Here is an 11,896-nt window from a genome sequence, read left to right as displayed (position 1 = left end):
CCGATAAGGAAATCCGCACATGATGAAGGAGGGAAACATGGAGGCCACGTTCAACACCCTCGCGGCCGAGGAGATGCCCGGCCTGGAGCTGGGCATGCAGGAGCTGGAGGCCATGGAGGCCCCGGGCTGGGCCACGTGGGCCGGCTTCGGCACGGGTACCGCCGTGACCAGCGCCATCGGCTACGGCAGCGTCTACCTCGCTGTCTCCGGCGCCGCGATCACCTGACACGGACGGCGCCCTGGGTGCCTGTACCGCACGCCAGGGCGCCGCACGCGGGATGCGGTGAAACCCACCGTCTCTCCCGTCCGCCATGCCAGGAAACCCATGAATGCCACGTATTCCAGGAAAGGTGGTGAGAAACGATGCAGGACAACACCTTCGATTCCATCGTCAAGGATAACGGTCTTGCCGAGCTGGAGCTGGGGATGCAGGAGCTGGAGGCCATGGAGGCCCCGGGCTTCTACACCGGCTTCAAGGACGGCCTGACCTTCAGCATCGCCGTGAGCGCGCTCAGCGTCGCCGCCACGACCTGACGAGGCCGGGTGCGGGTCGGCCCTCGCGCGGCCGGCCCGCACCCACCGGTCTCCCCCACCATCCCCCCACGGTCTGCAAGCCAACGGAGAGCAAGCCATGCCACAGCCCCAGGGCGGACCCCTGTCCACCAAGACCAGCACCTACATCCTGCTGGGCATCGCGGCCCTGCTGATGCCCGTGAGCGCGGCCGTGGGCGGTACCGCGCAGTGGATCCTGATCGGTGTCTCCGGCGCCTTCCTCGTCCTGTGCGCCTTCTCGATCAACGCGAACGACCGCCGTTCGGGGCGGTCATGAGCACCCCGGTGGCGAGCTTCCGCAGGCTGACCAAGCGGTTCGGCGAACTCACCGCGGTCGAGGACGTGTCGTTCGACGTGCACCCCGGCCGGATCGTGGGCCTCCTGGGCCGCAACGGCGCGGGCAAGACGACGTCGCTGCGCATGCTGCTGGGCCTCACCCGGCCCACCGCCGGCACGGCCACCGTCTTCGGCCGCCCCTACGCGCAACTGCGGCGCGCGGCCCACCGGGTGGGAGTCAGCATGGACGGCGTCTCCCCCATCCCCGGGACCACCGGGCGCCGGGACCTCCAGGTGTGGGCGAAGATGCTCGGCCTGCCCGCGTCCCGGGTGGACGAGGTCATCGAGCTGGTGGACCTCGGGCACGGCGCCGACCGCGGGACCAAGGGCTACTCGACCGGCATGAGGCAGCGGCACACCCTGGCCGCCGCGCTGCTGGCCGACCCGGAGCTGCTGGTGCTCGACGAGCCCACGAACGGGCTCGACCCCGACGGCATCCGCTGGCTGCGGCACTTCCTGCGCCGCTTCGCCGACGAGGGCCGCACCGTGCTGCTCTCCAGCCACATCCTCTCCGAGGTGCAGCAGACCGTCGACGACGTCGTCATCGTCCAGCGCACCCTGCGCTACAGCGGGCCGATCGCCCAGCTCGTCCCGGCGGGCGGGGGCTCGTTGGAGGACCGCTTCTTCGAACTGGCGGGCACCGACGGGGGCGGGCACCCCGCCGCCCCGCAGCCCGCCGCACCCACCGGAGGTCGGGGCCATGCGTGATCTGCTGAAGGCCGAGTGGCTCAAGGCCTGGAGCGGGCGCACCTGGTGGATCATGGCCGTCGTCGCGCTCTTCATGGGGCTGCTGGGCAGCAGCGGCGCCGCCGCCGTCGGTGACCAGCAGCTCGACGAGGGCGTCACCGACGCCGCCGCCGTGACGGCCGAGATGGTGCGCGCCTGGTTCTCCGCGCTGCTCGGCTCGCTGCTGTTCGGCGCCGTCTTCGTCAGCCGCGAGTACGGCTCGGGGGCCGTCAACCGCTCGGCGCTGCTGTGCGGCGGCCGGACCCGGCTGTTCACGGCCAAGGCGGCCGTGGGCACCGCGATGGGCGCGCTGTTCGCCCTGCTCGCCGCCGCGCTGGCCCCGGCCTCGGCGTACGCGTTCGCGGGCCTGTTCGGCTTCGACGTGGTGTGGGGCGGGGAGGCGACCCGCACGCTGCTCGGCGTCACCACCGTCGTCGTCCTGGCCGCGCCCTGGGGCGTCATGCTCGGCTGGCTCATCCGCAACCAGGCCGCCACCGTGGCCATCGCCCTCGTCCTGACCCTGTTCGTGGACGAGACGCTGTTCCTGCTGCTGCCCGAGGTGGGCCGCTTCACGATGCAGGTCGCGATGGGCTCGGTCTACCTGGACGGCAAGGAGGACGCCCTCCCGGTGCCCTTCGCCCTCGCGGTGATCGGCGGCTGGCTCGCCCTCGCCGGCTTCCTCGCCCGCCGACGTCTGGTCAGCCGGGACATCGCTTGACTTCTTCCCCCTCCCTCAGGAGGGGGATTCCTACGGCTCGCGCCGTGGGGTTTCCTGCTTCATTGCCGACTGCCCGCCCGGAGTACTCCGTTGAGGTCTTACACCGGCTCCACAGGCCGATACCGCCAGCCCAGCGGCCAGGATGTTGCGCGCCGCGTTCACGTCGCGGTCGTGCACGGTGCCGCAGCAGCACGTCCACGTGCGGACGTTCAGCGGCATCTTCTCCCGCAGGGCGCCGCACGCCGAGCAGAGTTTGCTGGAGGGGTACGACCGGTCGACGGCGACCACCTCGCGCCCGTACCAGGCGGCCCTGTACTCCAGCATGCCGCGGAACTCCGACCACGCGGCGTCGGAGATCGCCCGGGACAGGCTGCGGTTCTTGAGCATGTTCCGGACGGTCAGGTCCTCGGTCACGATCGTCTGGTTCTCACGAACGAGCCGAGTGGTGAGCTTGTGCAACAGGCCACGCCTGCGGTCGGTGATACGGGCGTAGACCCTGGCAGCCTTCCGGCGAGCCGTGGCCCGGTTCGCCCCGTCCCCCCTGGCCTTGCGGGCAAGCTGCCGCTGGGCCCTGGCCAGACGGGTACGGTCACGCCGCTCGTGCCGGGGGTCGGAGACCTTCTCGCCGGTCGAGAGGGTCAGCAGGTGATCGAGCCCGACGTCGATGCCGACGGCCGCGTCGGTGGCGGGGAGCGGCTTCACGGACGGGTCCTCGACGAGCAGGGACACGTACCAGCGTCCGGCCGCGTCCTGGGACACCGTCACCGTGGACGGCGAGGCCCCCTCGGGGAGGGGGCGGGACCACACGATGTCCAGCGGGTCCGTCATCTTCGCCAGGGTCAGGTTCCCGTCCCGGAACCGGAACGCGCTGGTGGTGTACTCCGCCGACTTCCGGGACTTCTTCCGCGACGTGAAACGCGGGTACTTCGCGCGCTGACCGTAGAAGAAGGAAGGCCCTGATGACCCTCACCGGACAACGCCCCACGGGCATCGCCTCCCGCGTCGGCGGCACCCTGCGGCGCGGCGACGCGGGCAAGGAGCGGGAGGTGCCGCCAGAGCGGGCCGCCGAGCGCCTCGCCTATCCGCGCACCGCTCGCCGGGTCTCGGTGCACGCGCCGCTGGACGAGGGCGCCCCGTGGATCGTGCGCTCCGGTGACCAGTACATCCGCGTCGGCGCCGACATGGCCAGGCTGCTGCGGGCCATGGACGGCGTCCGCGACCACGCCCGGCTCGTGGAGGCCCTCGGCCCGCCGTGGACGGAGCAGGCCGTGGGCGCCGCCGTGGGGCGGCTGCACGCCATGGGCCTGCTCGACGACGGCAGCCTGCGGCCCGGGCGGCACCGGCGCCGCCGCGGCCTCGTCAAGTTCGTGCCGCCGTTCACCGTGCAGCTCACCCTGCTGCGGCCGCAGCGGCTCATGGACGCGCTGGAGCCGCTGATCCGCGCCGTCGCCCGGCCGGTCTTCGGCGTCCTCGCGGCCCTGCTCGTCCTCGGCGGGCTGTTCTCGCTGAGCCTCCAGGGGCCCGCGCTGGAGCGGGCGCTGGGGCAGCCCATGCCGCTGGCGATCATCCTCGGTCTCGTGGTGGCGACGGCGTTCGCGACCCTGCTGCACGAACTGGGGCACGGCGCGACGCTGACCTACTACGGCGGCCGCCCGAACCGCATCGGCTTCATGCTCTTCTACATGTCGCCCGCGTTCTTCTGCGACGTCTCCGACAGCTGGCGGCTGCCGCACAAGGAGCAGCGCACGAGGATCGCCCTCGCGGGCATCGTCACCCAGACGGTGATCGGCGGTTCGGTGGCGCTGGCCGCCCTGGTCTACGGCCGGGTGAACGGCCCCTCGACGCTCTACGACGGCATGGCCGTGTTCGCCGTCTCCACCTTCGTCACCAGCTTCTTCAACGTCGTGCCGTTCGTGAAGCTCGACGGCTACCTCGCCCTGATGAGCCATCTGGACGTCTCGCACCTGCGGGACCGGGCCATGACCGACGCGCGCCGCGCGGTGGCCAGGGTCCTCTTCGGCGGCCGCTACCCGCGCGGGCTGCCGCAGTTCGGCTGGGCCGTGCCCTTCGGGCTGGCCTGCATGGTCTTCCCGCTCTACCTGGTGGGCGTGGCCGCCACGCTGTGGGCGGACGTGCTCCAGGCCCTCGGAGCCGTGGGCGGGCTGCTCGTCGTCGGCGCGCTCTGCTTCCTGCTCTACCGGGCCTTCCTGTCCGCGCGGCGGCTCGTCCGCGAGGGGCGCAGGGCGGGAGCGAGCCGCGCCCGGATCGCCGCCGCCTGCGGGCTCGCCCTCGCCGCCGTGACGGCGGCCCTGGCCTTCGTCAAGGTGCCGTACACCGTCGTCGGCGGGTTCGTCACCGAGGGCGGCACGGTGTCGCTCGTGCTCTCCGAGTCCAGCGACCTGTCCGCCGTGCACGAGGGCTCGACGGTGCGACTCCAGCGGCTCGGCGTCATCCTGCGCGGCGACGTCGGCACCGCGACCGTCGCCTCCGCCACCCCGGAGAGGACCACGGCGCCCTTCTCGGCGTTCATGCCCGTGCGCGACGTCGAGGACCTGCCGATGCCGGTGGAGAGCTTCCCGCTGACCACCGGCGAACCGCCGGAGGAGCACACCGGCATGGCCACGATCGAGGCCGGCGAACGCCCGCTGGCCGCGTGGATGTACCTCACCTACATCGCCCCCGCCCTCCGCTGACCCGCCCCCGACGCCTCCCCCCGATCCACGACACCGCCCCGCCCCGGCACCCCACCGACCCGCACGCCACACCCAGGGAAACCGCACATGGACCTCGGCCGCCACCTGCACTTCTGCCCGCCCGGCAGCCCCTTCTTCGACGTGCCCGCCCGCATCAGCCCGGACGAGGGCAACTTCGCCCTCGCCGACGCCGGCCTGCCCGCGGGCTGGAGCAGGCAGCGGGACGCCGAGTGGATCGGCGTCAACCCGCCGGACGTCGAACTGCCGCCGCAGGGCTGGAAGATCCATGTGTCCGCGACGCTGGAGAACGCCGAGGAGATCCTCGGCATCGCCTCCGCCTACTGCCTCGAACACGGCCTCACCTTCAAGTTCATCCGCTGCCTGGCCGTTCTGGAGCAGCGCAACGGCAAGTACGGCGACCGCAGCGCGAGCGGCAAGTTCATCACCGTCTACCCGGCCGACGAGGCCCGCCTGGAGCGGGTGCTGCACGAGCTCGGCGAGCTGCTCGACGGCCGGGAGGGGCCCTACATCCTCAGCGACCTGCGCTGGCGCTCGGGCCCCCTGTACGTGCGGTACGGCGGCTTCGTGCTGCGCACCGTGCGCGGCCCCTCCGGCACCCCGGTGCACTGCGTCGAGGACCCGGACGGCAACCTCGTGCCCGACCACCGCGGCCCCGGCTTCCGGCCGCCCCCGTGGGCGCCGGTCCCCGACTGCCTCACCGAGGCCCTCGCCGCCCGCAACGCCGGCACCCTGCGCGACTTCCCCTACCGCGTCACCGGCGCCCTGCACTTCTCCAACGGCGGCGGCGTCTACCGGGGCGAGGACACCCGCACCGGGACGCCCGTACTGCTGCGCGAGGCCCGGCCGCACGCCGGACTCGTCGACGGCAGGGACGCCGTGTACCGGCAGGAGCGGGAGCGCCTGGCACTGGAGAAGCTCGCCGGCACCGAGGTCGTGCCCGCGCTGTACGACTTCCGCAAGGGCCGCGAACACTGGTTCCTGGTGAGGGAGTTCATTGAGGGCGAGCCGCTGGGCCGGGAGATGATCCAGCGCAACCCGCTGGCCCGCGGCAGTGAGGACCCGCGGGACTTCGCCGCCTACGCCGACTGGGCCCTCGGCGTCCTCGACGGCGTCGAGCGCGGCGTGGACAGCCTCCACGCCCGCGGCATCGTCTTCGGCGACCTGCACCCCTCCAACATCCTCGTCCGCCCCGACGGCACCGTCGGCTTCATCGACTTCGAGGCCGCCGCCCCCGTCGAGGAGGCCGAGCGGCAGACGATGGGCGCCGCCGGGTTCACCGCCCCCGACGGCGTCACCGGCTTCGCCATCGACCGCTACGCCCTCGGTTGCCTGCGCCTCGCCGTCTTCAACGCCCTGACGAGCCTGCTGCCGTGGGGGCCGCGGAAGACGGAGGACCTCATCGCCGCCGTCACCGCCCGCTTCCCGGTGCCCGAGGACTTCGCCCACCGGGTGCGCGCCGACCTCGGGCTGACGGAACGCGGGACGCCCACCCCGTGGCCCGCCGGCGAAGCCGCCGAGATGCGGGCCGCCTGGCCGGAACTGGCCGAGGCGCTCGGCCAGGGCGTCCTGGAATGCGCCGAGACCGGGCGGGACGACCGGCTCTTCCCCGGCGACCCCGACCAGTTCCTCACCCCCGAGGGCACCACCGCGTTCGCGCACGGCACCGCCGGCGTGCTGTGGGCGCTGGCCGAGTCCGGCGTCCCCGTGCCCGAACAGCACGTCGACCGGCTCGTGCGGGACACGCGCGCCCTGTCCGAACCCCGGCCGGACTTCTTCCACGGCCTCGCCGGCATCGCCTACGCCCTCGACCGGCTCGGCCGGCCGCGGGAGGCCGCCGAGCTGCTCCCCCGCCTGGACGGCGACGCCGCCGAGGGGCTGGACGCCTCCCTGATGGGCGGGCTGTCCGGCATCGGCCTCACCCTCGTGCACTTCGCCCGCCGCACCGGCGACGACCTCCTGCTCGCCCGCGCCCGGCGGCTGGCCGACCGCGTCCGCGACACCGCCCCCGGCGCGCCCGGCGACCTCTCCCGCTTCGGGCTGCTGCGCGGGCCCTCGGGCAGCGCGCTGTTCCTGCTGCGGCTCTACGAGGAGACGGACGACCCCGCCCTGCTCGACGACGCCGTGACGGCCGCCCGCGCCGACCTCGCGGCCCTGGGCTGGACGGGCGAGGAGTTCCCCGCCGACGCCCCGGGCCGCATGCCGCTGCTCGGCATGGGCTGCGCCGGCACCGGCATGGTGCTGCACGATCTCCTGCGGCACCGCCCCGACGCCGGGCTGGCCCGCGCCCGCGACGCCGTCGCCGAGAGCGCCGCCCGCCAGTACCTGCCCCAGGCCGGGCTGTTCCACGGCCGCTCCGGCACCCTGCTGGCCCTCCACCACCTCACCGGGCCGTCGGCGGACGCCCCCGCTCCGGGCGCCCTGCGGCACGTCCGGGACCACGCGCTCCAGATCGTCCCGCTCGCCCCGGACGGGGACGCCGCCGGACCCGAGCGCGTCGGCGTCCTCGGGCACGACTCCCTGCGCATCTCCACCGACCTCGCCACCGGCGGCGCGGGCGTCCTGCTGGCCCTCGGCGCGGTGCTCTCCGGCACCCCCGCCTCGCTGCCCTTCTTCTCCCCCACGCCCCGCCCGGCCTCCCCCACGCCCCGCCCGGCCTCCCCCGCGTCCGGGCCCGACGGCACCGCCCCCCGCCCGGACGGCACCGGCTCCCCCGGAGACGTCGCGTGATCGACTTCCGCGCCACCCTCGACCCCGCGGGCGGACTCGCCGAACACAGCGAGGCGCTCCCGCCCGCACCCCCCGACGACCTGCTCTGGCGCTTCCTGGTCCGGCTCCGCTCCACGGCCGCCGAGCACGCCGGGCACACCCTGACCCCCCGGGTCGTCGGCGCCTACGGCCACTCCCGGAGCAACACCCTCGTGCGGGGCGTCGGCGAAGCCGTGGAGCGGTACGCCCTGTTCCCCGAGGGCGGCCCGCCGCCCGGCACGGTGACCGCGGCCACCGCCGCGGACCTGGGCACCCGCGCACCGGACTTCGCCGACCCCGGGCTCGCGCTCGGCGCTCCGGAGGCCCGCTCCCTGCCCCTCACCTGGTACCCGGCCCGGCGGCTGCGCGACGGCGTGGACGTCTGTGTCCCCGCCCCGCTCGTGGACTACCCCGACCCCTCGCCCCAGGCCGCGCACTTCGACCCCACCCCCTCCGGGGCCGCCTCCGGAGCCGGCCCCGGGGACGCCCTGCGCGCCGCGCTGCTGGAGATCGTCGAGCGGGACGCTTTCCTCACCGCGTGGGAGGCCCGGCTGCGCCCCCACCGCCTCCGGCCCCCGGGCCCGGCCGCCTCCGGCACGGCACGCCCCGGCACGGCGGGTGCCCGGGCCGGGGCGCGGATGCGCGAGCTGCGGGCGCTGTGGGGCAAGGTGGAGCGCGCCGGGCTGACGCCCGTCCTGGCCGAGCTGCCGACCGGGCTGCCCGGCGTCGTCTGCACGGTCGGGATCGTACTGGACGAGCGGCGCCCGGTGCCACTGGCCACGGTCGGCTGCAACGCGACCGCCGACGACGACCAGGCGGCCTGGAGCATGCTGGGCGCGCTGCAGGAGGCCCTCCAGGTGCGCTCGGTGGTACTGAACTCCTGGTCCGAGGAGCAGCGCGCCGAGGACGTCACCGGCCGGCCCATCCGGGACGACGACGACCGGCTGCGCTACGTCGCCTCCGCCCAGGGGCACGCCCGGGTGCGCGAGTGGGTGGACTCCTTCGCCGCAGAGCGGCCGCCCCGCACCGCGCCGCCGGTGTCCGCGGACGAGCTGGTGAGGCTGCTGGTCGCCGACGGCGCCGACCCGCTTCTCGTCGACCTGACGTACCGCCTGCCCCGGCCGCTGCGGAGGATGGGCTGGTGCGCCGTCAAGGTCGTGCCCGCCGGGTACCAGGCGCTGCGGCTCCGCGAGGACCACCCGTTCACCTGGCACGCCCGGCGGCTGACGACGGCCCCGGCACGCACCGGCCTCGGCACGCTGGCCGCGTCCCGGTTCGCCTGGCGACCCCACCCGCTGCCATGACCGCCGCCCGGCACCGGCAGCACGCCCGAGAGGAGTACCCCGCGTGAAGGCCCTCGTTCTGGCCGGAGGCAAGGGCACCCGGCTGCGTCCGCTCACCCACACCTCGGCCAAGCAGCTCGTGCCCGTGGCCAACAAGCCGGTGCTCTACTACGGCCTGGAGTCCATCGCGGAGGCGGGCATCACCGAGGTCGGCGTCATCGTGGGCGACTCGGCCCCCGAGATCCGGGCGGCCGTCGGCGACGGCTCCGCCTTCGGCCTCGACGTCACCTACATCCCGCAGGAGGCGCCCCTCGGCCTCGCCCACGCGGTGCTCATCGCCCGGGACTGGCTCGGCGACGAGGACTTCGTCATGTTCCTCGGCGACAACTTCGTGCTCGGCGGCATCACCCCGCTCGTCGAGGACTTCCGTGCCGAGCGCCCCGACGCCCGCATCCTGCTGACCCGCGTCCCCGACCCGAGCGCCTTCGGCGTGGTCGAGACGGACGGCCGGGGGCGGGTGCTCGCCCTGGAGGAGAAGCCACGCGTCCCCAGGACGGACCTGGCGCTCGTGGGCATCTACCTCTTCACCCCGGCCGTGCACGCCGCCGTCCGCGCCATCCGGCCCTCGGCGCGCGGCGAGCTGGAGATCACCGACGCCCTCCAGTGGCTCGTGGACAGCGGGCACGACGTCCGCTCCACCCGCATCACCGGATACTGGAAGGACACCGGGAACGTGGCGGACATCCTGGAGGTCAACCGCTCCGTGCTGGACAGAACCGCCCATCGCGTCGAAGGCTTCGTGGACGCCGGGTCCGAGCTCGTCGGGCCCGTCGTGCTGGAGCCGGGCGCCCGCGTCATCGGCTCCCGCGTGGTCGGCCCGGCCGCCATCGCCGCCGGCGCCGTCGTCACCCGCTCCCGGATCGGGCCGCACAGCTCCATCGCACGGGGCGTCCACATCGCCGACAGCGAGATCGCGGACTCCATCGTCCTGGAGGGCGCCCGCATCGACGGCGTCCGCCGCGTCGCGGGTTCGATGATCGGCCGGGAGGCCGTCGTCACCCCCGCACCGGCCGCGCCCGCCGCCCACCGCCTCGTCATCGGCGACCACAGCACCGTGGAGATCCGCGCATGACCCGCCCCCAGCGTCTCCTCGTCACCGGCGGCGCCGGGTTCATCGGCTCGGCGTACGTACGCGCCCTGCTGGCCGACCCCGCGGCGCCGCTCGCCGTCACCGTGCTCGACAAGCTCACCTACGCCGGCGACCTCCGCAACCTCGACGCCGTCCGGAACGACCCCCGCTTCACCTTCGTGCGCGGAGACGTCTGCGACACCGCGCTCGTCGACGCCCTGCTCGCCGGACACCCGCAGGTCGTGCACTTCGCCGCGGAGTCCCACGTCGACCGGTCCATCGCGGGCGCCGACGCCTTCGTGCGCACCAACGTCCTGGGTACCCACACCCTGCTGGACGCGGCCCTGAGGCACCGGGCGGAGCTCTTCGTCCAGGTGTCCACCGACGAGGTCTACGGCTCCATCGCCACCGGCTCCTGGGCCGAGGACCAGCCGCTCGCGCCGTCCTCGCCCTACGCGGCGTCCAAGGCCTCGGCCGACCTGCTGGCCCTGTCCTACCACCGCACCCACGGGCTGGACGTGCGCGTCAGCCGCTGCTCCAACAACTACGGGCCGTACCAGCACCCGGAGAAGGTCATCCCGCGCTTCGTCACCAACCTGCTCGACGGCCGCACCGTGCCGCTGTACGGGGACGGGCGCAACAGCCGCGACTGGCTGCACGTCGACGACCACTGTTACGGCGTCGAACTCGTCCGGCGCCGGGGCCGGGCGGGGCGCGTCTACCACCTCGGCGGCGGCACCGAGCTGACCAACCGCCGCCTCACCGGCCTGCTGCTGGAGGCGTGCGGGGCGGACTGGAGCCGGGTGCGCCACGTCCCCGACCGCAAGGGCCACGACCTGCGCTACGCGGTCGACTGGACCCGGGCCCGCGAGGAGCTCGGCTACCGGCCCCGGCGCGAGTTCGCCGACGGCCTGGCCGCGACCGTCGCCTGGTACCGGGACAACCCGGAGTGGTGGCGCGGCCGCGGGCCGGACGACGACGGGGCGGGTCAGGCGGACCAGGCGAGCGGACCGGGCAGCCGCGCCGCGAGCTGACTGCGGTCCCGCAGGCCCGTCTTCTGGAGGATGTTGGACATGTGGAACTTCACGGTGCTCTCCGCCACGTGCAGCTCGGCGGCGATCTCGCCGTTGCTCATGCCGCGGGCCACCAGCGCCACGACCTCGTTCTCCCGCGCCGTGAGCCCCGCAAGCCGCACCGGCGCGGCGTCGGCGCCGCTCCCGGCGGGCGGCCAGGGGCGGTGCAGGTGGCGCAGCAGCGGCGGGATGAGGGTGGGCGAGACCCAGCCGTGGCCGGCCAGAATCTCCTGCACGGCGGTGAGGAACGCGCCGTCGAGGTCGTCGCGGTCGACGATGGCCCGCAGGTCGGCGGAGATCGCCCCCAGCCCGACGGCCCCCGTGCCGGAGACGAGGGCGAGCGTGGGGAGGGCCGTGCGGACGTCCTCCAGCCGGTGCAGGTCCGTCACGAGGACGTCGCACCGCGGTACGTCCCCGGGAGCCGGGGACTCCAGCGTGCGCCACCCCACTCCGGTGAACAACCGCTGGAGCCTGCGCCGCACCGGTCCGCTGTCGATGGCGAGGCCGATCGTGGTGATCGCTGTCGTGCGTTGAACTGTCACCGTTCCTGCTCTTCCCCCGTGCTGTGCGGAGTGCCGCCGCGACGGCACCCGGGGCCGACGGCCTGGCCGCCGTCGACA

11 protein-coding genes and 1 pseudogene are annotated in these 11,896 nt (G+C 74.3%); 10 read left to right on the top strand and 2 right to left on the bottom strand.

Annotated features, from left to right (window positions below; translation table 11 throughout):
* The first annotated feature begins 19 nt into the window (after nt 1–19).
* The 5 genes from O7609_RS15875 to O7609_RS15855 all read left to right on the top strand — a co-directional run bounded on the left by O7609_RS15875 (nt 20) and on the right by O7609_RS15855 (nt 2,332).
* Nucleotides 20–226, top strand: coding sequence for a daptide-type RiPP (locus O7609_RS15875; RefSeq protein WP_257578109.1), 207 nt, complete (start codon nt 20–22; stop codon nt 224–226).
* A 137-nt stretch (nt 227–363) separates the two neighbouring features.
* On the top strand, nt 364–534 hold the full coding sequence (locus O7609_RS15870; protein WP_269743751.1) for a daptide-type RiPP: 171 nt from the start codon (nt 364–366) through the stop codon (nt 532–534).
* Between the two features lie 97 nt (nt 535–631).
* Nucleotides 632–829 (top strand): hypothetical protein, encoded by a 198-nt coding sequence (locus O7609_RS15865; protein ID WP_269736319.1) that lies wholly within the window; start codon nt 632–634, stop codon nt 827–829.
* Nucleotides 826–1,596, top strand: a complete 771-nt coding sequence (locus O7609_RS15860; RefSeq protein ID WP_269736320.1) for an ABC transporter ATP-binding protein — start codon at nt 826–828, stop codon at nt 1,594–1,596. The genes O7609_RS15865 and O7609_RS15860 overlap by 4 nt, the downstream gene beginning before the upstream one ends.
* Entirely contained in the window at nt 1,589–2,332 is a 744-nt protein-coding gene (locus O7609_RS15855) for an ABC transporter permease (RefSeq protein WP_269736321.1), read from the top strand. The genes O7609_RS15860 and O7609_RS15855 overlap by 8 nt, the downstream gene beginning before the upstream one ends.
* Before the next feature lie 30 nt (nt 2,333–2,362).
* Here O7609_RS15855 and O7609_RS15850 read toward each other — a convergent pair.
* A pseudogene (locus O7609_RS15850) lies at nt 2,363–3,277 on the bottom strand (RNA-guided endonuclease InsQ/TnpB family protein); the annotation flags it as partial.
* Between the two features lie 14 nt (nt 3,278–3,291).
* Between O7609_RS15850 and mpaP the strand changes: the two are divergent.
* The 5 genes from mpaP (at nt 3,292) to rfbB (ending at nt 11,237) form a co-directional block, all read left to right on the top strand.
* A complete protein-coding gene (gene mpaP / locus O7609_RS15845) occupies nt 3,292–5,025 on the top strand; it encodes a daptide biosynthesis intramembrane metalloprotease (RefSeq protein WP_269736322.1) in 1,734 nt (577 codons plus the stop codon).
* A gap of 87 nt (nt 5,026–5,112) precedes the next feature.
* Nucleotides 5,113–7,773 (top strand): class III lanthionine synthetase LanKC, encoded by a 2,661-nt coding sequence (gene lanKC, locus O7609_RS15840; protein WP_269736323.1) that lies wholly within the window; start codon nt 5,113–5,115, stop codon nt 7,771–7,773.
* A complete protein-coding gene (locus tag O7609_RS15835) occupies nt 7,770–9,095 on the top strand; it encodes a YcaO-like family protein (protein WP_269743750.1) in 1,326 nt (441 codons plus the stop codon). Before lanKC ends, O7609_RS15835 begins: the two co-directional genes overlap by 4 nt.
* 43 nt (nt 9,096–9,138) lie before the next feature.
* The gene (locus O7609_RS15830) at nt 9,139–10,206 is read left to right on the top strand and encodes a glucose-1-phosphate thymidylyltransferase (RefSeq protein WP_269743749.1); all 1,068 of its coding nucleotides are present in this window, start codon (nt 9,139–9,141) and stop codon (nt 10,204–10,206) included.
* Nucleotides 10,203–11,237, top strand: a complete 1,035-nt coding sequence (rfbB, locus tag O7609_RS15825) for a dTDP-glucose 4,6-dehydratase (RefSeq protein WP_269736326.1) — start codon at nt 10,203–10,205, stop codon at nt 11,235–11,237. Before O7609_RS15830 ends, rfbB begins: the two co-directional genes overlap by 4 nt.
* On the opposite strand, the gene O7609_RS15820 is transcribed toward rfbB, so the two are convergent.
* Nucleotides 11,192–11,818, bottom strand: a complete 627-nt coding sequence (locus O7609_RS15820) for a LuxR family transcriptional regulator (protein WP_269743748.1) — start codon at nt 11,816–11,818, stop codon at nt 11,192–11,194. The two genes, rfbB and O7609_RS15820, sit on opposite strands and share 46 nt — an antisense overlap.
* Between the last annotated feature and the right edge of the window lie 78 nt (nt 11,819–11,896).

The sequence above is a fragment of the Streptomyces sp. WMMC1477 genome (assembly GCF_027460245.1).
Classification (GTDB): domain Bacteria; phylum Actinomycetota; class Actinomycetes; order Streptomycetales; family Streptomycetaceae; genus Streptomyces.
This window is presented reverse-complemented; position numbering and strand designations above follow the sequence as displayed.

Coding starts and splice junctions, on each gene's coding strand:
- rfbB (WP_269736326.1), top strand. CDS start 10,203: ATGACCCGCCCCCAGCGTCTCCTCGTCACCGGCGGCGCCGGGTTCATC.
- O7609_RS15865 (WP_269736319.1), top strand. CDS start 632: ATGCCACAGCCCCAGGGCGGACCCCTGTCCACCAAGACCAGCACCTAC.
- O7609_RS15855 (WP_269736321.1), top strand. CDS start 1,589: ATGCGTGATCTGCTGAAGGCCGAGTGGCTCAAGGCCTGGAGCGGGCGC.
- O7609_RS15870 (WP_269743751.1), top strand. CDS start 364: ATGCAGGACAACACCTTCGATTCCATCGTCAAGGATAACGGTCTTGCC.
- lanKC (WP_269736323.1), top strand. CDS start 5,113: ATGGACCTCGGCCGCCACCTGCACTTCTGCCCGCCCGGCAGCCCCTTC.
- mpaP (WP_269736322.1), top strand. CDS start 3,292: ATGACCCTCACCGGACAACGCCCCACGGGCATCGCCTCCCGCGTCGGC.
- O7609_RS15860 (WP_269736320.1), top strand. CDS start 826: ATGAGCACCCCGGTGGCGAGCTTCCGCAGGCTGACCAAGCGGTTCGGC.
- O7609_RS15875 (WP_257578109.1), top strand. CDS start 20: ATGATGAAGGAGGGAAACATGGAGGCCACGTTCAACACCCTCGCGGCC.